The 20,685-nt window shown below is 48.4% G+C and carries 16 protein-coding genes; 3 read left to right on the plus strand and 13 right to left on the minus strand.

Going from position 1 to position 20,685, the window contains the following annotated elements; all coding sequences use genetic code 11:
• Positions 1–101: 101 nt before the first annotated feature.
• Positions 102–908, plus strand: a complete 807-nt coding sequence (locus RCH83_RS04385) for a hypothetical protein (RefSeq protein ID WP_306519414.1) — start codon at positions 102–104, stop codon at positions 906–908.
• Positions 909–1,040: 132 nt separating this feature from the next.
• Here the strand turns inward: RCH83_RS04385 and RCH83_RS04390 are convergent, their stop codons facing one another.
• The 12 genes from RCH83_RS04390 to RCH83_RS04445 form a co-directional block, all read right to left on the minus strand.
• Positions 1,041–1,514 (minus strand): GNAT family N-acetyltransferase, encoded by a 474-nt coding sequence (locus RCH83_RS04390; RefSeq protein ID WP_306519416.1) that lies wholly within the window; start codon positions 1,512–1,514, stop codon positions 1,041–1,043.
• A gap of 76 nt (positions 1,515–1,590) precedes the next feature.
• Positions 1,591–3,420 carry a glutamine--fructose-6-phosphate transaminase (isomerizing) gene (gene glmS, locus RCH83_RS04395; RefSeq protein WP_306519418.1) on the minus strand — a complete coding sequence of 610 codons (1,830 nt, stop codon included), beginning with the start codon at positions 3,418–3,420 and terminating at the stop codon, positions 1,591–1,593.
• A gap of 2 nt (positions 3,421–3,422) precedes the next feature.
• Complete coding sequence (locus RCH83_RS04400; RefSeq protein ID WP_306519420.1) at positions 3,423–4,211, minus strand: DeoR/GlpR family DNA-binding transcription regulator; 789 nt, start codon at positions 4,209–4,211, stop codon at positions 3,423–3,425.
• Between the two features lie 97 nt (positions 4,212–4,308).
• Positions 4,309–8,187 (minus strand): two-component regulator propeller domain-containing protein, encoded by a 3,879-nt coding sequence (locus RCH83_RS04405; RefSeq protein ID WP_306519422.1) that lies wholly within the window; start codon positions 8,185–8,187, stop codon positions 4,309–4,311.
• 72 nt (positions 8,188–8,259) lie between these two features.
• Entirely contained in the window at positions 8,260–8,451 is a 192-nt protein-coding gene (locus RCH83_RS04410) for a hypothetical protein (RefSeq protein ID WP_306519424.1), read from the minus strand.
• A 328-nt stretch (positions 8,452–8,779) separates the two neighbouring features.
• Entirely contained in the window at positions 8,780–10,198 is a 1,419-nt protein-coding gene (locus tag RCH83_RS04415; RefSeq protein WP_306519426.1) for an HDOD domain-containing protein, read from the minus strand.
• A 173-nt stretch (positions 10,199–10,371) separates the two neighbouring features.
• On the minus strand, positions 10,372–10,695 hold the full coding sequence (locus tag RCH83_RS04420; RefSeq protein WP_306519428.1) for a DUF2288 domain-containing protein: 324 nt from the start codon (positions 10,693–10,695) through the stop codon (positions 10,372–10,374).
• Positions 10,696–10,738: 43 nt separating this feature from the next.
• Positions 10,739–12,091 carry a sigma 54-interacting transcriptional regulator gene (locus RCH83_RS04425; protein ID WP_306519430.1) on the minus strand — a complete coding sequence of 451 codons (1,353 nt, stop codon included), beginning with the start codon at positions 12,089–12,091 and terminating at the stop codon, positions 10,739–10,741.
• Between the two features lie 2 nt (positions 12,092–12,093).
• A complete protein-coding gene (locus RCH83_RS04430; protein ID WP_306519432.1) occupies positions 12,094–12,672 on the minus strand; it encodes a hypothetical protein in 579 nt (192 codons plus the stop codon).
• Complete coding sequence (locus RCH83_RS04435; RefSeq protein WP_306519434.1) at positions 12,669–14,087, minus strand: HAMP domain-containing sensor histidine kinase; 1,419 nt, start codon at positions 14,085–14,087, stop codon at positions 12,669–12,671. Before RCH83_RS04435 ends, RCH83_RS04430 begins: the two co-directional genes overlap by 4 nt.
• 399 nt (positions 14,088–14,486) lie before the next feature.
• Entirely contained in the window at positions 14,487–14,681 is a 195-nt protein-coding gene (locus RCH83_RS04440; RefSeq protein WP_306519436.1) for a hypothetical protein, read from the minus strand.
• Positions 14,682–15,078: 397 nt separating this feature from the next.
• Positions 15,079–17,058: a TonB-dependent siderophore receptor gene (locus RCH83_RS04445; protein WP_306519438.1), complete on the minus strand. Its 1,980-nt coding sequence runs from the start codon at positions 17,056–17,058 to the stop codon at positions 15,079–15,081.
• A 58-nt stretch (positions 17,059–17,116) separates the two neighbouring features.
• Between RCH83_RS04445 and RCH83_RS04450 the strand changes: the two genes are divergently transcribed.
• Both RCH83_RS04450 and RCH83_RS04455 read left to right on the plus strand, forming a co-directional pair.
• Positions 17,117–17,731: a YfiR family protein gene (locus RCH83_RS04450; RefSeq protein WP_306519440.1), complete on the plus strand. Its 615-nt coding sequence runs from the start codon at positions 17,117–17,119 to the stop codon at positions 17,729–17,731.
• Positions 17,728–19,323 (plus strand): ATP-binding protein, encoded by a 1,596-nt coding sequence (locus RCH83_RS04455; protein WP_306519442.1) that lies wholly within the window; start codon positions 17,728–17,730, stop codon positions 19,321–19,323. The genes RCH83_RS04450 and RCH83_RS04455 overlap by 4 nt, the downstream gene beginning before the upstream one ends.
• Positions 19,324–19,401: 78 nt before the next feature.
• On the opposite strand, the gene RCH83_RS04460 is transcribed toward RCH83_RS04455, so the two are convergent.
• Positions 19,402–20,631, minus strand: coding sequence for an adenosine deaminase family protein (locus tag RCH83_RS04460; RefSeq protein WP_306519444.1), 1,230 nt, complete (start codon positions 20,629–20,631; stop codon positions 19,402–19,404).
• Positions 20,632–20,685: the final 54 nt, after the last annotated feature.

Genomic DNA, 20,685 nt, shown 5'->3' on the forward strand with positions numbered 1-20,685 from the left:
CTTAGCCCAGCTTTTGCTAAAGTAATACCACAGTGCATCAATAACTGCAGTTTTACCAGCAGCATCACGGCTGCTGGTGTTAGTGCAGCGGGTGAAAAGTTATGCGAGCCCTTTATATCTGTGTGCTTTTATTGCTGCTGCCCGCTTTTCAGCTCAGTGCAGCAGAACAAATGTGGTTATTACTGAATAACACCAGCGACAGCAGAGATAGTCGTGGTGATGTCGATATTCAGATCCTGGCGCTGCTGCGGCAACTGGCGCCACCTGAATTAAATATTGAACCTTTGCGGCTTGGCGACGCGCGCACCTGGAAGTTGTTGCGGGAACAGGGCAACTATTGTGCTTTAAGTAAAATCCGCACCGCTGAGCGCGAAACTTTTTTGTTGTTTTCCCAAAGGCCCACTTCGGTCTATCCACCCATTCAGCTGATCAGCAATCGCCGGCTGGCCGAAGATCCGGTTGACTTAGAGTTGTTGCTCAGCCAAAACCCCCGGCTGAAAATTGGCATGGTACAGGGGCGCAGTTATGGGGAAAAACTTGATGCGCTGATCAGCCAACACCCGAATCACTTTTATCAGCGCAGTGGTGAATATGCCGCCGAAACTTTATTACAGATGCTGGCCAAAAACCGGCTGGACGCCTTGATAGAATTTGCCGCCACAGTGCGTGGCCACCAGCCACAAGTGCCACAAAGCAGCAACTTTGTGTTGCACCAACTGTTACATCAGCCGGTGATTATGGGGTATCTGGTCTGCCCGCAAAGTACAACAGGTAAACAATTAATTCAGCTGATAGATACAAAAATGCAGTTGCCACACTACAGACAACAAGTGGTTGAACTGCACCGGCAATATTTTACCAGCGAAGATTTTTTACTGATTGAAGCGGATTTACAGCAGATTTTTTAGCACGGCAGCTTGCCTGAATTGAAGGATCAAATGCTAAACCTGAAGCTTTTACACTGACCAGGCCATCTCAATAAGAGCATCAACAGCGGCAAATACAAGCTTTGGGCTCTGATGGCTGGTTGTGATTGTCGTTCACTCCCTGACAGCAAGCTGACACTGCATCACAGTCACCCAATGGCCTTCATACCATTCGGTATGATGCAGCTGCCAGCCCAAACGCTGATAAAATGCCTGCTGATCTTCGGTAAACAGATACAAGGTGTTGATGTGCAGCAATGCGGCCTGCTGCATCAACTGTTGCACCAGCCATGTGCCTAAACCTTGTCCGCGCACCTCGGGCCGCAGATAAATATTGGCCAGCCAGGGGCTGAGTTCATGATTGGTGGCCATATCGTGCACTAATAACGAACCAGTACCAACAACCTCTCCAGCCTCATCCAGCAACAACCAGCTTTGCGGCACTGTATCTTCGGTCAGGCATAAGGCTAATTCTGCCGCAAAGTCCGCCAGGGTTCGCTCAGGAAACAAGGCGCCCCACTCGGCAAAATGCCAGGGTGCGATAAGCTTAATGTCGGCCGGCCTTTGGCGTAGATTAATCAGTTGCATAACAGTGCTCGTGTCTTCTCTAAACAATAAAAAAACCCGGCATCAACCGGGTTTTCATTAAAAACAAAGACTTAAATTATTCCACAGTGACAGATTTTGCCAGGTTACGCGGCTGATCTACGTCTGTGCCTTTAATAATGGCAACGTAGTAGCTGAGTAACTGCAGCGGAATAGTGTAGATAATGGGCGCTATCAGTGGGTGTACGTGTGGCACGTTGACAACACGTTGGGTGGCGTCTGATTTAAAGTGGGCGTTCACGTCGGCGAACACATACAAAATACCACCACGGGCGCGCACTTCTTCCACGTTGGACTGCAGTTTTTCCAGCAGTTCGTTGTTAGGTGCCACCACAATAATTGGCATCTGGGCGTCAATCAGCGCCAGCGGGCCGTGTTTTAACTCACCTGCCGCATAAGCTTCAGCGTGAATATAAGAAATTTCTTTGAGTTTCAGCGCACCTTCCATTGCAATGGGGTACTGGTCGCCACGCCCCAGGAACAAGGAGTTGTGCTTATCGGCAAATTCTTCCGCCAGCTTTTCAATGCTGCCAGCCAGTTCCAGTGTTTGTTCTAACTTGGCTGGTAATGAACGCAGCGCTTCAACCATCTCTTTTTGCTGAGTTGCGGTTAAACCATTGTATTTACCAATGGCCAGCGTCAGCATGGCTAAACCTACTAACTGGGTGGTAAAAGCTTTGGTAGAGGCAACACCAATTTCGGCACCGGCGCGGGTCATAAAGGCTAAATCTGATTCACGCACCAAGGATGAGCCAGCCACGTTACAAATAGACAAACTACCCACATAACCGGCTTCTTTGGCCAGACGCAGCGCTGCTAATGTGTCGGCCGTTTCACCGGATTGGGAAATGCTGACTAACAGGCTGTTTGGCTGCACAAAAGATTTGCGGTAACGGAATTCAGACGCAATTTCAACGTTACAGGAAATGCCACCTAAAGATTCCAGCCAATAACGCGCTACCATGCCGGAATGGTAAGAAGTACCACAAGCAACTATTTGAATATGTTTTACTTTTTTAAACAGTTCAGCAGCGCCGTTACCAAAGGTTTCGTCCAGCACTGAATCATTGCTTAAACGGCCTTCCAGCGTGTTGTTAATAGCATTTGGCTGCTCATAGATTTCTTTCAGCATAAAGTGGCGGTATTGACCTTTGTCGCCGGCATCATAACTGACGTTCGACTCATGCACAGTCCGCTCAACGGCCACACCGTTTTTATCAAAAATACGCACTGTGGTGCGGGTAATTTCCGCCACATCGCCTTCTTCTAAAAACATAAAACGACGGGTCACCGGCAATAATGCCAGCTGATCGGACGCAATAAAGTTTTCGCCAATACCTAAACCAATTACCAGCGGGCTGCCTGAACGCGCAACTACTAAACGGCTTGGGTCGGTTTTGTCCATTAATACAGTGCCATAGGCACCATTAAATTGTTTCACTGCTTTTTGCACTGCGGCTAACAAAGATTCAGCCGTTTTTAATTCTTCTTCCACTAAGTGCGCAATGACTTCAGTGTCGGTGTCTGAATTAAACACATAACCTTTGGCTTTCAGCATTTCACGCAGCGGGCCGTGGTTTTCAATAATACCGTTGTGCACCACAGAAATTTTGCCGGAAACATGAGGGTGGGCGTTACGCTCTGAAGGCTCACCGTGAGTGGCCCAACGGGTGTGGGCAATACCAGTGCCGCCTGGTGTTGGCGTCAGCTTTACCGCGTCAGCCAGTTCTTTGACTTTGCCTAAACGGCGGATACGCTGCAGCTCGCCGGTAGGGCCAACTACTGCAACACCGGCAGAGTCATAACCACGGTATTCTAAGCGGCGTAAACCTTCCACCAGAATGTCGACTACATCACGTTGCGCTACTGCGCCTACTATTCCACACATATTTACTCCGAAAATTCCGTATTGGGTTGCACAGGGGCACAAATCACTTTGACACCCTGCTGTTCTATTTGCCTTTTTGCCGTGTCGGGTAACTTGTCGTCTGTTACCAGGATTTTTATCGCCGTCCACGGCAGTTCGAGATTATGAATTTTGCGGCCGATTTTATCGGATTCGACCATCACCACCACTTCACGCGCCACTTCGGCCATCACCCGGCTTAAGCTGGTCAGTTCGTTAAAAGTGGTAGTACCACGTTGTAAATCAATGCCATCGGCACCAATAAACAGCTGATCAAAGTCGTAAGCGCGCAGCACTTGTTCCGCCAGTTGGCCCTGAAAAGACTCAGACTGAGCGTCCCAGCTGCCACCTGTCATTAATAATTTGGGTTCGTGTTCCAGCTCACGCAAGCTGTTGGCAATAAACAGCGAGTTGGTCATCACTACTAAACCCTGTTTGGCGGAAAGCTCCGGCAACAAAGCGGCAGTGGTGCTACCACTGTCAATAATAATGCGGTAGTGGTCACGGATAAGGCCAGCGGCCGCTTTGGCCAGCGCCTGTTTACGCGCAGAAATTTTACCTGCAGTTTCGGCCATCAGCTCTTGTGGCAGCGGCACTGCACCACCGTATTTACGCAACAATAAACCGTTGTCTTCCAGCGCTGTTAAATCTTTTCGAATGGTCACTTCAGAAGTTTCAAAACGTAACGCCAGTTCATCAACGCTGACTTCACCTTGTTGGTTCAGCAGTTCCAGAATGGCTCTGCGGCGTTGTTGGGTATTACGTTTATTCATCAGTTTCCGCTTAAGTTTCGATTCGAAAGATAAATAACAAACTCGAAAGTCATTTTATCCATTCGAAAGATAATTGCAAGATGAAAAGTAGCTGCTTTTATTCGGGTCGCCGCTGTAACGGCAACAAAATACGATAGTACACACCCTGACCAGTTTCACTGCTGACATAAATACTGCCACCCAGCTGCGCTGTGACCAGATTGTAGACGATATGGGCTCCCAGACCACTGTTACCTGCACTGCGTTTGGTGGTGAAAAAGGGGTCAAATAAACGTTTGAGCGTGTCGCTGTCCATACCAACACCATTGTCGCGATAATCAAACTGAATTTGCCCGCCCTGACGACTGAGTTTCAGTTCAATATTGGGTGGCAACTGCATAGCTTCAGTAAAACCATGTTGCAATGAATTCATCACCAGATGCGTCAGTAACTGCGCCAGCGAACCAGCGTCGGCATACAAAGTTAACCCCTTTTCAGCTTCAATCTGCCACTGACAATGGCACCGGTTCAGCTCTGGCTGTAACGAAGCCATGACATCCTGCAGATAGGCAGTTAAATCAAATTCTCTGGCACTACTGGCCGATTTATCCACCGCCACCTGTTTAAAACTGTTGATAAGCTGAGCAGCACGCTGAATATTGTTGCTGAGGATCTCCACTGTAGCGCTGGCTGTTTCCAGAAAACGGCTAAAAGCTAACATACCCAACTGCTGTTGCTGATGGGCTTTGTTCACCACATTCAGTTCACTGTGCAGATGACTGACGGCTGTAACACAAATACCTAAAGGGGTATTGACCTCATGCGCCACGCCCGCCACCAAGCCCCCCAAAGATGCCATTTTTTCCTGCATCACCAGTTGTTGTTGGGTTTGTTGCAGCCGCGCTACTATGTTGGCATTCGCCACTGCAATAGCAATATTGCTGGCCAGAGTGCGCACCAGGTTAATTTGTTGTGGGGTAAAGGCTTCCATCACCGGGCTTTGTAACGTCAGGCAGCCAATTTTTTCGCCATTGACTATCAGGGGTAAATACAACACCGACTGCATAGGCTCCCCCATCAGCGGTTGTGGAATTTCTGCCAGAAAATTTAAAAACTCCTGCCGCTTTTGGATATTCATTTCCCGTTGTTGATTAAAACAAACCGACGCCAGATGTAGTTCAGGTTGTAATTTCAGTTCAAAAGGCGCCATCAGCCGACCGTTTTCCAGCCAATGACTAAAATCCAGCGACTGGCGTTCCGCCCGGTAAATGCCAATAGCCAGCACATGCACATCCATAATTTCGTTCAGGCTCTGATGACATAAAAACAAAATTTCCTGCAAATCCAAAGACGCAGTAATTTGTTTGACCAACATTTGTAACAAGGTCATATCGCGGTATGAATCGGCCAGTGCCTGGTTCTGCGTCTGCAGCTCAAGAGTGCGGCTGCTGACGACCTGCTCGAGCCAGTTGCGGGTTTTGCGTTCATTCCGCAGCCGGTATTGTAAAAACAGCCAGATACTGCCAAATAACAACAGCAACGCCGCCAGCTTGCTGTACCAGGTCAACCACCAGGGTGGCAGAATGCGGATTTGTACTTTACTGACAGTCGCCTGCTGCCAGTCTTGCCCCGGACTTTTTGCCATCACTTCAAACTGATAATCATTGGGCGCCAGCCGGGTGTAAGTGGCGCGCCTGCTGTTGGCATCAGTTTCTATCCAGTCGCGGTCAAAACCAATCAACCGGTATCTGTATCGCGTTTGTTGGGGTTGCACATAATCCAGCGCTGAAAACTGCAGTGTGAACATATCCTGTTCATAATCAAGACGGATTTGCTCAGCGTAACCAATGGCACGTTGTAACACGGCATCAGCACTATTTTGCGGCCGTACTTTTTTATTAAACAGGTTAAAACCCGTTAATCTGGCCACCAAAGGTTGGGGAGGCGCCGGCATCAGCGCGGGCTGATAATAATCCAGCCCCTGATTACCACCACGCAGATGCATCCCCTCTTTGTTGATCAACCAGGAACCAATCCAAGTGGTTGCCATAAAACCATGGGCTTCGCCAAACTGCACCAGGTCCTGCTGCAAGCTGTTACGGTATAACCATAAAAAATGAAAAGCCTGACGCAGTTTGATGTCGGCATCTTCCGCACCCAGATATGATTTAAAACCTTCGATAATGTCAGGATTATTGTTGTCTCTGAGCACTCTGTGATTAATATTGCCGGCCCGGACCCAAAGTTCACCTGCTTCCTGATAAATCAGCTGAATGCCGTTAAAACGTAAACCTGCGCCCTTGCCATCACCCTCACGCCAGCTCTGAATTTTGCCGGTTTTATGTTGTAATCTGGAAATGCCCTGATCGGCATAACCTATCCATAAATCGTGGTAGCTGTCCGACTGCAAAGTGCTGATGGTGTTGCTGCCAAGGCCGGTGTCTGACGCCGGATCCTGCCGGTAATGCCTGATATCGCCGGGTTTAAGCAAAAATAAACCGTCACCGCGGGTACCGACCCAAAGTTGTTTTAAACCATCTAAATACAACACACCTATATTTGGCTGCTCAGGTTCCGCCGTTAAAGGGTAAGGCTGCCATTGACCACTTTGCCGGTCGAGCTGAAACAAACCTACGTCAGTGCCTATCCAGATAACACCGGCCGGATCCTGCAATACATGCCGCGCCAAAGTGGGTTTACGTTTTAAATCGGCAGCCACCAGAATAGGCCAACGCTGAACACTGGCCGTTGCCGGGTCAAATTCAGCGACACCACCGTCTCTGTTGGCCAGCCAATATTTACCTTCGGGCGCGGCGGTAATGGCAAACACATCATTATGCGCCAGCAGTTTTGGATTGCTGGGGTCTGAAGGTAAAGAACGGACTTTTTGCGCCATCGCCGACAAGGCAAAAAGTCCGGCCGGGCTTTTTAACCACAAAGAGCCCTGCACGTCCAATAACAAGCCGGTCAGATTGTTGCTTTGCAACTGATAAGGCACCATAGGGTTGGCTTTAAACTGTTGCCACTGCTGTTTTTCTGCCGGTAATAACCAAAGCCCCTGATCATAACTGCTGACCCAAAGTGCCCCATCGGCGCTAAAACCAAAATCGGTAATTAAACCTGCAGCAAGGTCTTTGGGTTGTGCCTGCACAGCCTTAAGTTTGGCCGAGCTGGGCTGATAATGATACAAACCGCCACCATAACTACTGAGCCAGATCTGACCGGCTGGGTCGGTTTTAATGGCTGTCACTGCAGCCGCTGTTAAGGCCGAATTTTGCACACTAAATAACTGTTTATCCAGGCGCTGTGGATGCCAGCGTAAAGCGCCACCTTTGGATTGTCCTCTGCTGCGAAGCGGCGCATTACCTGTGCCTATCCACAAATAACCGTCCAGATCACGGAACAGGGTATTGATGTATAAACCATCAATTTCGCTGGCCACACCAGGCAGCTGGACTGATTCCAGCTCTTTCTTTTCCACCTGCCAGCGTAACAAACCGGCACCATAGGTGCCCACCCAAATTTCGTGTTGGCCATCCTGATATAAAGCACTGATTTCAACCTGCTGTGCCACACCATTGCCCCGCGGCAACTGAATACGGCTGAATGTTTCTGTTGCAGGATCAAACAGATTAAGCCCGCCATAACGGGTACCTATCCAAATCTGACCACGACGGTCAACCAATAAACTGGAGATCCAGTCGGCTGATAAACTATTGTTGTCACCCGGATTGGCGCGGAAAGCTTCAATTTCCTGACCGTCATAACGGTATAAACCATGTTGGGTGCCAATCCAGAGGAAACCTTGTTGGTCTTGGGTCAGCGCAGTGGCCTGAGATAAACCGGGGTGTTGGCGGGATAATTGTAAAAAACGGCTGTAAACTACAACGGGTTCAGTCGCTGTATGACCATTATGAAGGTCGAAACTGCTTTGTGCCCAAAGTGGTGCGGCGCAGAACCAGCAACAACAATAAACCAGTACCCACCTTATCCACATAGCCGCAGTGTTCCGACACCCTGATGTTAACGCCTAGTATTGTTGCTTTTTGCCGGTGCCGCAATAGCCAGGCTAAGCTGTTGCAGTAGCTTTTAATAAAGAACAAAAAAACAACAACAAAGCCATCAAAACCGCCAGCAACAGAATGCGTCTGTCTACCGACTGATAAAGCAGATAATCAATACCCAGCAGTACCAAACCCGGCAACAACATAAATAACATCAGCAGCAACTGCATAGGTATCACGGTTTGCATATCCTGCATGTTTTTCTCCCTGCCACGGCTAAACGGCCCCAACCCCTGCTGCGGGCTGAAGTGAAAAATAGCATAATTTAAATGAGAATTATTTGCAATTGAGTAATCTGGCTTGTATAGTATTTTGCGTCAGGAAGACAAACTGTACTTGCACGGTTTACGGAAGGATCCGGACTCCACGGTGTTTATGCTTTTCTGCAGCTTGGGAGCTGGCCTGTACCAGCTCCCTTTTTTTATTTTCTGGAATTAGCAGCAGTGCCATGCGGTTTGTTGCCTGCAAAGCTTGATGGAGCAACGTTGTTTTACCCTGACTCTGGCTGTGCCGGGTACAACAATATTAAGCTTGTGGGTTTTGATTATTGTCGTGATATTGCAACATCAACTGCAGCGTTTGCGCCACCAGCTGAAACTCGGCGAACTGGCGGGCGCTGATGGCCCGGCCGGCAGCATCGGCATACAACAAAGCAAAAATACGTTTTTCCACTTTTAAACTGGCCACCAAACAATCACCATCATTGGGCAACAATACTTCAAGCCGGCCAAGCGGCTGACTCAGAGTATTTTGTTGTCGCCAGATCGGCTGTTGATGTAACAACAAATCATGTAATAACTCACTTTTTTGCAGTTTATCCAGTTCAATTTTTAATTGCTGGCGCCATAACAGCGTGTCACGCCCAGCCACATAACGGGGTTCAAACGACTTGCTTTTGTAGTCCATCAACATCAGGCTGACACGGGGTAACTGCGCCCCTTCGTGCAAACACAGCACCACCGAATGCAGAATTTTCGACAAATTGTCCTGCAGGGTGAACAACTTAAACAGCATGTTCAGATGACGCACCAGCTCAAAATCTGTGACTGAATATTGCGCCGTGACTTCCAGCACTTTTTGCCGGTCCGGTAACTGCGGCAAAATTTTGTCAGCACCATAACTACTGGCGACCACCGCAGCTTCGTCAGCCATCAGCAAAATTTGTTGTTGGCTTTCTTCCAGCTTTAACTGACACATCATTGCCAGTTGTTGGCAATTGCGGGTCATTTGAGGTGAGGTCAGCCCCTGCATAATGTTCTGACTGATACTGTCGGCCAAATTGATCACTGTACTGATGGCATTGGCTTTCGGTCCGGGGTTCACCACCTCCTGCAACATATCACCCAGCTTCCATTCTTTCACCAGCTCTTTGTTTAATGTGTCTATGCCAACACCCAGATATTTCATCGCTATGGCATGTTCATCGTCCGGATACAGATCCCGCTCCACAATAAACTGCTCAGCCGCAGGCTCTCCGCTCGCCAGCAAAGCCAGCTCAGCGACATGGCGCAACAAAGCAGCAATAAACACCTGCTCCCTGCGCTCGCTGTCCAGTTTGGGCACCATAGCCCTTGCCTGCACCGCCGCATGAAATGAACGGGCCAGCCGCTGCAATAACAAAGTTTTAGGTTTGCCGGTGAGGAAACTATCGATCAACACACTGGCTAAAGTGATGTTTTTTACTTCAACAAAACCAATTTGCACTATGGCACGCGACACAGTTTGGATAGGTTTGCTGGATCTGTTGTAGTGCACTGTGTTGGCAACCCGTAACACTTTCGACGTCAGGCTGGCGTCGCGCAGAATGATCTGCGCCAAATCATCGGCACTGCTTTCAGCCCTGTCATTGAGCTGACAGACTTCAAGTACAACACTTTGAATTGCTGGCAATTTCACTTGCGCCAGCAACCGCATCCATGCCGCCGGACCCCGTACATCAGCCATAATATTCTCCACAGTTCGCCGGCGACTGCAGCGCTGCCAGGCGGGTGACAATCTGATGTCAGTGTAGTGCCTGCCATCTGTTGAAAGCCAGCTTTAACAGCAGGCTGCTGGCTGGCCAAAGCAAATGCACAGTTACTGTAAAATCAGCAGCTCACCGGCTTTGTCATATTGGCTTAATGCATTTCACGTTCTGTGCTTTGTACCAATACCCAGGGGGAAATCACCACAGCCCAAAGCTCAGCTTTTTGTTCAAACCACAATTGCGCCTGCGCTGGTGCTACCCGCTCGATTAAACTTTGCGCCAACCAACTGGCAACCTGAGTTTTATCATCCACGGCAAAAGCGTAAGCCACATCAACCAAATCCAGTTGTGGACTGACCTGCAACACTGCACCTGAAGCATAAAATTTTTGCAGTTCCAGCCAACTGATGCGGGCTGTTTCAGCGGTAATTTTGGTTTTCAGGACTTCGGGTTCGACAGCAAAGTTTTCATGCATCTGTCTGACTCCTCTGATAAAAGCGCCTGGGCGCCTTGGTTATTTATTCCGGCTCATCGCCTTGTTCTGACACCTGGGCTGCACTGAGCTCATGTTTTTTCAGCAGTTTATGAAAGTCGGTTCTGTTACGTCCCGCCAATTCAGCAGCACGGGTGACATTACCTTCTGACATTTTGAGCACCCGCACCAGATATTGCCGTTCAAACTGGTCACGCGCTTCACTTAAAGTTGGCCAGAAGCTGCGGTTTTGTGCCAGCGCCTGTTCCACTAATGCCAGACTAATCACCGGACTGCTGGTTAAGGCCACACATTGTTCCACCACGTTCACCAGCTGACGCACATTGCCGGGCCACTGCGCCGTCACCAGCGCCTGCATCGCATCTTCCGAAAACCTGTTCACCTGCACATGATGGCGTTCACCACTTTGCGCCAGCACATGGCGCGCCAGCAGCGGAATATCTTCGGCCCGCTCGCGCAAAGTCGGTAACTGCAAATTCACCACATTTAAGCGGTAATACAAATCTTCGCGGAAACTTTGCTCCTGCATCGCCTGTTTTAAGTCGCGGTGGGTGGCGGAAATAATCCGCACATCAATAGGAATAGACTTGGCGCTGCCAACAGGGCGGATTTGCCGCTCCTGTAAAGCGCGCAACAACTTCACTTGCAGCGGCAGCGGCATATCGCCAATTTCATCCAGAAACAATGTGCCGCCGTCGGCTTCGCGGAATAAACCGCTATGTTCAGTCACAGCGCCGGTAAAAGCACCTTTGGTATGACCAAATAATTCAGACTCGAGCAAATGTTCCGGCAAAGCACCACAGTTAATAGCCACAAAAGGCCGGCGAGCTCTTGGACTGGCCTGATGAATCGCCTTGGCCAACAGTTCTTTACCTGTACCGCTGGCGCCAGTGATCAGCACACTGACGTCACGTTGTGCAACACGGTAAGCCTGCTCCAACAGCTGTTCCATGCCTTTGCTGCGCGTCACTATGGCCTGGCGCCACTCATCTTTACTTGGCACATGCGACTGATGCACAGCTTTTTGCAGAATATCCCTAAGCTCAACATTGTTCAGTGGTTTGGTTAAAAAACCAAAAACACCACGCTGTGTGGCGGCAACAGCCTCCGGAATAGAACCGTGGGCTGTCATCAGCACCACAGGTAAACCCGGGTTCCGTTTGGCAATTTCGTCAAACAGTGCCATACCGTCCAGACCCGGCATGCGCAGGTCACTCAGCACCACATCCACCGGGTTTTTCGCCAATAAAGTTAAAGCAGTTTCAGCACAATCTGCGCTAATCACCTGATAACCTTCACCTTCTAAGCGCAGTGTCATTAAACGCAACAAGCTTGGATCATCGTCAACCAACAATAAACGGGCGTTATTACCACTCATGGTTAACCTCCGCCATTTTGGTTGAGCTTGGCTTCAATCTGAGTCAAAGCATCAATTTTCTTTTGCAGATCGGCATTTTGTTTTTGTAAGCGGTCCAGATTGTCCTGCTGCTGACCATTCAGCCGCCCCAAAGCTTTCACCGCAGACTCTGACTCCAGCAACTTTTGGTTATAGGCGTAATCCCAGCGTAATAATTCAGCCAGGCCTTTGGGTAAAGTGGTCAACTGTTCGCCGAGCTGCATCTGGGCTTTAAAACGCACGGCATAAGGGGTATCGGGGTGAATGCGGATCAGTAACTGCTGCAAATTGCTGACGGCAGAAGGCGCCAGTTCTTTGCTTAACGCATCCCGCTGTTTGCCATTCATGGCAAGTAATTCACTGCGAAACTGTGCCCAGGCCGTTAAACTCAGAGCGTCATCGCTGATCGCCAGCACAGGTTTCACCGGCTCGGGTGCCTGACGCGGCAACTCCACTACTTTTTCCGGTGCCGGCAAGGGTTTGTGCACCACAGGCAATTGCACCGGGCCACCCTGACATCCTGCCAGCAACACAGTCCCAGCCAGCACTGACCATAACTTCATAACTCTTCCTCAACCAAAGGTAAACGGATGCGGATACACACATCGGCATAATTCACATCAACAATTTCAGCCAGACCACCCAGCAAACGGGCGCAGTCGGCCACAATAGATAAGCCTAAACCTGAACCCTGTACCGCATCAAAACGCGGCGCTGTGCCACGCTGGAAAGGTTCAAACAGTTTAGCCCGCATTTCTGCCGGAATAGGAGTACCGTTATTAGCAACATCAAGCAACATAAACTTATCGTGTTGCCTGAGCACCACCCAGACCGGACTGCCCTCCCCACCATAAGCCTGAGCGTTGTTGATCAGGTTATCAAGAATACGGCGGAACAACATGGCATCGGTATAAATACGCGGTAACTGGCAGTCTAACTCGATATATTGCTGGCGTTGTTGCAATGAAAGTGCATGGTCGTTAAAACAGCTTTGTAACAGTTGCTGACTGTCATGCCAGCCAAATTCTGGTTTGGCTTGTTGTAATAATCTGTTGTAATCCAGCAGTTGCTCTGTTAACTGACTAAGCCGGTCGGCGCTGCCATTTAATAAAGTCACCACTTCCATCTGTTGGGGATTCAGGCTGCCCACCAGCTGTTCAGAAAGCAGCGCACAACCTTCGCGGATACTGGACAAAGGGGTTTTTAACTCATGCGACGCATGGCGTAATAAAATCAGCCGCAATGCTTCCAGCTGCTGTAAACGTGATGCTAACCAGCGCAGCTGTTCCCCCAACTCAGTCAGTTCACGTGGCCCTTCCACTTTTTCATTCGGGAAATGATGGCTGGCCTGACCGACAGAGCGGATCATGGTGTCCAGTTGTTTAATAGGCGAAGCAATACGGGCAGATGCCCAGAGCACCAGAAATAATGTCAGGATCACCAGCGCCACACTTTGCCATGCCAGCTGGTTCTGGGCATCAACCACATAATTTTGCTGGGTTTGCAGCCGAAGCTCTAACAACTTCCAGGTTTGTTCGGTCAGTTGTGCCTGATTTTGCCGCAGTGCCACCAGTACAGGTGACAATTCTTCAATACTGCTTTGTGGATACACCTGTAATAACACCGCCAGCTGTCGTTGTTGTTGTTCACACAACTCTTTGGCATCGAGGCTCTGACAGACGGTATCGAGCATTTGTTGATAATTGCGCAAATGGGTGCCGGCCAGCCGCCCCAAAGCTTCAGTGCGTAAAATACTAAACTGACGTACCGCCCTTTCAATATCAATCACCAGGTTCTGCATGTTTTCCGTGACTTTAACGCTGTCGACCGAACTTTCCGCTTCAGCAACCGCATAACGGCTGACGTCTGACAAAGCGCTGTTACTTTGCCAAAGCAGCACGCCCAGTGGAATTAATGCCAGAAAAAAACTTAATAAAATAAATTGCCTGAGTGACGCAGGCTGAAATGGCATACGCATAGAAGCCAGTGCTCCGGAACAAGGGAAGCCAACAAAAGCCTATCATAACGGATTTAACGGTGCGGCCAAACCTAATCGCACATGCTGTTATAACATCAGCACATCACAAAACCAGACGAGATAAAAAAGCAGCGTAAAAAACAAGCTATTTGGGTTTGGTAAAACAACATCAACGGCTTTTGCTCCTGCAGCCCTGATACCCCCTCCTGCAGAGTGGTTGCCTTGTACATCGCCAAAAAGCTGCTCCTGCGTTCTCGGCATACCGTACATCCTGTACATCGCCAAAAAGCTGCTCCTGCGCTCTCGGCATACCGTACATCCTGTACATAAAAAAAGGCCGGTTGTTTAAACCGGCCTTTTTCAGGAATTTGCTTGTTGATGCTTTGGCATCAGCTCAGATTAAGCGCGGGCAGCAACACCAGCAGCACGGGCTTTACGGATTTTGGCAGACTGACGGGCATATGCATCAGCAAACTGCGCTTTTTCCAGTTGACGTACGGCAGTGCCGTTGACGTCGATCTTGCGTAAATAAGTAACAAACACTAAAGCATTAATCACGAAAAATACTGCTGCTGCGATTAAAAATGTGTCCATGGTGTACCTCTGTCATGTTGCCAGTCATTGGACCGGGCTTAAATTTTTTAACTACTCTGCTTGTTTCATCAGGTAAAAAACGGAAGTGGAACCTTGTGTATCACTTGCGTTATTTACCTGGACAATCTCTTCAATGCAGTCGTCGTGCCAACTTTTAAAAATAAATTTTTGTTATTAAAAATCAATTCGTTACATATGTTGTTTTTATTTTTTTCTGAAATAAACAACAATACCCTCTGTGATCTGTTGCTAATTAGCGACAGCGTTCAAGGGGTATTATTAATTTTCATATTATTCAATGACTTATCGTGTATCTTTTTTGCGACACTCAGGTGGGATTTAGGAGATATTAAATATTTTCATTATTTATCAGTAAGTTACAGCATATCTTTTTTACTTAGAACGGCAGGTGCAGACTCAGCCGGACACGCCGGCCCGCTGCGGCAGGGATAGTATTGATGGTCTGGCCAACAAATTCGGGTTGATAAATATCGACATCCAGCATATTGGCAACATAGGTTCGAAGTTCAGTACCTTCAGGTAAAGTTGCAAACCAGGGGTTTAACGCTAAACGCCAGTGTAAATCCAGACCATGATATGCAGCGGCAGGAGGATTTAGCTGTAACCTGTTGGGATTACGGACGGCAATATCGGTGGCGCTGCCGGTATAACTCCACAACAGAGTCACATTGCCATAAGGCTGCGGCAAAACCAGCTCCAGTGAAGACTTCGCCAGCCAGTTCGGCACAGTGGTAAAATCTTCAATTGTATTGACCTTATTTTGTTGATAAGTCACGGCAGTGCTGAACCTGATATGTTCAGCCCACTGTTGTTGCGCTTCAAGTTCAATGCCCTTTAATTGCATCTGACCCTGATTCACAAAATCAATCACTCTGTCGGGTGCCCGCTGCCTGCTGATCAGATCCCGCGCTTCGCTGTGAAAAAAAGTCAACGACAGATTAAACTGCGGATTTTGTAAAAACCATTGCAGATCGGTACTTTTGATTTGTTCAGCCATTAATTTCGGATTGCCGCGCAAACCGCCGGTTATTTGCCCTGCGGCATTACGAAGTACAATATTAAAGTCGGTTTCCACTGCATAAGGGTCGCGATAAGCGCTGGCCTGTAGCAGCTTAAAACCCCATTTTTCAGATACTTGCCACACCAACCCTAGTCGCGGTAACCAGTCACTGCCACTACGCTCGCTATGGTTAAACTGCAGCCCGGACGAAAGACTAAAGTTATCAAGCAACTGCCAATCCGCCTGTAAATAAGCGGTATCTCTTATATTGTGGGTATCAGCAACAGGCGCCGCGGCAAGGCCTGCTCTGGTGCCGAATTGTTGCCACCAGCGTGCGGCGCCTGCCTGCCATTTCCATCTGCTGCTGGCCTGCCAGTGCTGATCCAGCTCCAGCAACATGTCATTGGCAAAAGCATCATAGTTGTAATGGGAAAAATCCAAACGTGCCCAACTCAGGCTGCTTTGTAACCACCAGTCTTGCTGTTGTTGCCATTGATGTTGCAATGCCAGATGCTGACGACTGCTGTCCACTTCCCGCTGATCGGGAGCAATACCACCAGTCCAGCTGGTTGCAGCGCCAAAAAAGTCCTGCTGACTGCGCGTCAGGTTCCAGTCAAGCTGCCAGCTCTGATAACTGGCAGAAGCAAACAAACCCAGATTTTGCTGACCATAATCGATTTGACGCCACTGCCTGTTGTTATCAAAGGAGCGAAATGGCCAGCCATCGTCCCGCTGCAATTTTGCCGCCAGATTGACCGTCCATTCCTGCTGCTGCAAATGGCCAGCCAGCCCGACGTTTTGTTGTCCCTGCTCACCAATCCCAAGCTGTAGTTCAGCCGGAATTTGTTTCGCCGTCACCAGATTAATCACACCAACATAAGCGTTAGAACCATAAAGTACTGATCCAGGCCCACGAATAATTTCAACCCGCTCAATAGCCTGTAATGGGAATGCGTTGTAAATCGCAAAATTAATACCGCCGGAATAACTCTCGCGCATGGGCCGGCCATTTAATAATAACAACACATGATTATCGGCATGGGTTAACAGGTTGCCGCGAATAGAGGCAACATTACGCGGAAAAAAATGCGAACCTGTCATATAAAAACTGCTGACCTGCTGCAGCAATTGCTGCAGGTTTTCTGCACCCAGATTGCGGATGCGGCTGGTATCTAATACCGTCATCACAGCTGCGGCTTTAGCTAAATCCTGCTGATACTTGCCTGCAGTGACCACAGACACTTCGGCCAGTTGTTCCAATGACAAATCGAATAAATCATCAGAAGTCTGGGCTACAGCTGAAACCGGGATCAGACAGACGCCAATGACAGGAATAATTCGATTTAGTTGATGCATATTGACACTAATTGACTAAAATCTGATGTAAATAGCAGTTTAGGAATCAGTATCTTAAATGACAAGGTGGTCTGAAATAAAAGTTAAAGCACAGATCAGAGTACTTGAGCACTGGAAAGTCTTTTGCTTGCTGACCAGCTTTTGTCTGAGTTTCGCGACTCCGGCGGCAACAGAACAGGCTTTGGATCAACAAAAGTTTATTGGTGTACAGGCGGCTTATATTTTTAACTTAGCCAGGTTTGTGCAATGGCCTCAACTTAACGGCAGCAGCTTTCAGATTTGCCTGCTTGGCCAGTCGCAACCCAAACTCACCAACCAGCTGCAACAGGGCACCAAAGACAAAACCATCCAGTCATTGCCGGTACATATCCTTGCTCTGGATCCGGCAGAAATATCCTTAGCTGAAGCCGGCGAACAGCTGCAGTGGTGCCGGGTGTTGTATCTGACGGCTGATCCGTCAGATATGGGCTGGACTGAGCTGCCACAACTTAATCAACCGCATATCTTACGAATTGCCGCTCCTCAGCTTGCAGCCAACCCTTATTCGCAGGTGGATTTGGTAGTTGAGCAAGGCCGGATTTTATTGTATGTCAACAGCGACAGCTTGCAGCAGTCAGGTTTACAGGTAAATCCAGCGTTGTTGTCTATTGCCAGGCAAAGGGCAAAATTATGAAAAAAGTGTCGTTTCAGCACAAAGTATTCTGGGGTTTTGTGCTGGTTGCTTTGTTGAGTCTTTGTCTGGTTGTATTGCCGGTGCTTTGGAACATTAGTAATCAGTTTCAAATTCAGATGGAGGCATACAGTCGTTCACAATCCAAAGTGCTGGCTGATATGGGCGCTGCCGCCATGATGTTTGATCAGGAGGAAAGTGCGTCCCTGTTATTAAAATCGCTGCAACAATCACCCGATATTTTGCGGGCAGCTTTATATAAAACTGAAGGCACACAACAACGGCTATTTGCGTCATATGGTCCTGCGGCACCAGCGCAGATAAACCCGGCAGAATATCAGCAGCCCATTCATGTTCCTGGTTTTTACCGGCTGGTAACGCCTGTGACCCTGGATAACAACGTCATCGGTTATTTGTTGTTAGACAGCAACTTAGTTCCAATGGAACGCAAATTAACCCAAAGTTATGCATTAGTTTTTATGGCAGTGCTGATTGCCATAGTGCTTGCAAGCTGGCTGGCATTGCGGCTGAGCCGTTCTTTATTACAACCACTGGCCGACCTGCGGGCTGTCACCGGATCTATTGCCGATACCAAAGATTACAGCCGCAGAGCGCAGCTGTCTGATGATCCTGATCTGGCTATTTTTATCCGTTCTTTTAACAGCATGCTTGATGTCATTCAGCACATTAACCAGCTGCAACAAGACAAAGAACAACAAGTGCTTGAGCTGAATAAAACGCTGGAGCAAAAAGTTGCTGAACGTACCGCCCAATTGGAAAACAGCCTGAATGATTTAAAAAGCACCCAAAGTGCATTGGTTGAGCGCGAGCGACTGGCATCACTCGGTGGTCTGGTGGCCGGCGTAGCCCATGAAATCAATACCCCTGTTGGTGTGGCAATGACGGCCGTGACCCATTTAACCTACCTGACACAACATCTGACTGAAGAGCTGCAGGATGGCACTTTAAGCAAATCAAGTTTGTTAAAGCATATTGGTGAACTGAATGAAAGTGCGCTGATTATCCTAAAGAATCTGGAGCGCGCCGCTGAACAAATCCGCAGTTTTAAAATGGTTGCCATTGACCAGTCGACCGAAGAAGCGCGTGAGTTTTATTTATTGGAATATTTGCAAAATATTGTGTTGTCGTTGCGACCCCAACTGAAAAAAGGCGCTTATCAGGTGACACTGGATATAGACCCGGCGCTGCAGCTGTATAGCTTTCCGGGCGTTTATTCGCAGATTTTTACCAATCTGATTATGAATTCATTGATCCATGGTTTTGCCGGGCAAGCACAAGGTGAAATCCGCATTGAAGCCCGGCTGCAACCCAACTACCTGCAGCTGAATTATTACGATAACGGCAAAGGTATAGATCCAAAAATCAAACCCAAATTGTGGGATCCTTTTGTCACCAGCAACCGGCAACAAGGCGGCAGCGGTTTAGGAACCTACATTTTGTATAACTTAATTACCCAGGCGCTCAAAGGCCGTATTGACCTGGTGGAAGACGTGCCCAAAGGGGTGCATTTTGCTTTATTAATCCCGCTGACAGAGCGCAAAATTGGGGTTGATCACCATAATAATCAGGCCTGAACTGCGGTGTTTATGCCACCGCAGCTGCGCCCTCTGCAACAAAAAACCTGGAGCCAGCTGGCTCAGCAATAAAACGGCTTAATAAATAAAACCGTATTTACGCGCTACCTTGTCAAAATACTCCAGACACTGTTTGGCATATTCGCGTTTTTCCACATAACTGCCCGGGAAAAAGCTCTTTTTAAAACCATAAGCCACTATGTCTTTTAAGCGTTTCAGCGGAATATCAAAGTTATCAACAGCAAGCTGATATTCACGGCTGACCGTAGTGTTCGACACCAAACGGTTGTCAGTACAAATCACTGTTGCCATGCGGTTTTCCAGCATATCGCGGAATTTATGTTGTTTGATATCGGTAATGGCAGGGTTGGTCTGCAGGTTGGACGTCAGACAGACTTCAATGGCAATACGTTTATCGGCAATATAAGACGCCAGTTCTTTGATATAACGTTGTTTATCGGTGATATTCGGGTCTTTAATCATGTCAGGAATAAACATCGAATAACCATGACCAATACGGTCGGCGTAACATTCAGTAATAGCCTCAAACACCGACTCGGCGCCATAAGCTTCACCGGCATGCAGGGTTTTTAACAAAAAGTGTTGATGGGCATATTCATACACTTCTTTAAAATTATGTGCCGGATAACCTGACTCCTGCCCGGCTAAATCCAGCGCCACTATCGGCACACCCTCTTCATCGCGCAAACGTACACTGGCACGCACCAGTTCCATCGCCGCCAGTTTAATCACCTGCATAGGTTCAAAATCGCGCATCAGCTGGAACAAATTGGTGTAATAAGGGGAAAAACCTTTGTCGCCAAACATCCGCATGGCGCAGTTGATAATGCCATACGCAAAAGGTGGTTTGTCGCCGGCAATAACCGCAGCTTGTTGATTATATTCAGTTTGCGCACGTTTTAAGCCGTTGTTCACTGCATGCATGACTTTGTCAAAATCAATACCTGCTGGTAAATCAATCAGCAGCTGTGGCGCAAAACGCACTTCAATATAATTAACGCCTTCCTGCTGGTTATCAATGGCCAGCTCGTAAGCGGCCTGCTCCAGGTTTTCCATGTTCCGCAGCACACCACAAGTGTATTGGAAACAATGCAGGTATTCGCCAAGGTTGTTATAAGACTCTTTAAACACCAGCTCTTTTAAACCCGCCACTGTATTGGATGGCAGTGTTAACTGGCTGCGTTTGGCCATGTCGATCAAAGACTCTAAACGCAAGCTGCCATCCAGGTGCAGGTGCAAATCAGACTTTGGCATTTCTTTAATAAAATCAGCGGAATAAAACGGCATTGGCAGGCTCTTCGCAAAACAAACTTGGTTTTTAGTTATAGCAGCTGGTCGCAT

Origin of the sequence: Rheinheimera sp., from assembly GCF_030824435.1 — a bacterium.
Taxonomy (GTDB): Bacteria; Pseudomonadota; Gammaproteobacteria; order Enterobacterales; family Alteromonadaceae; genus Pararheinheimera.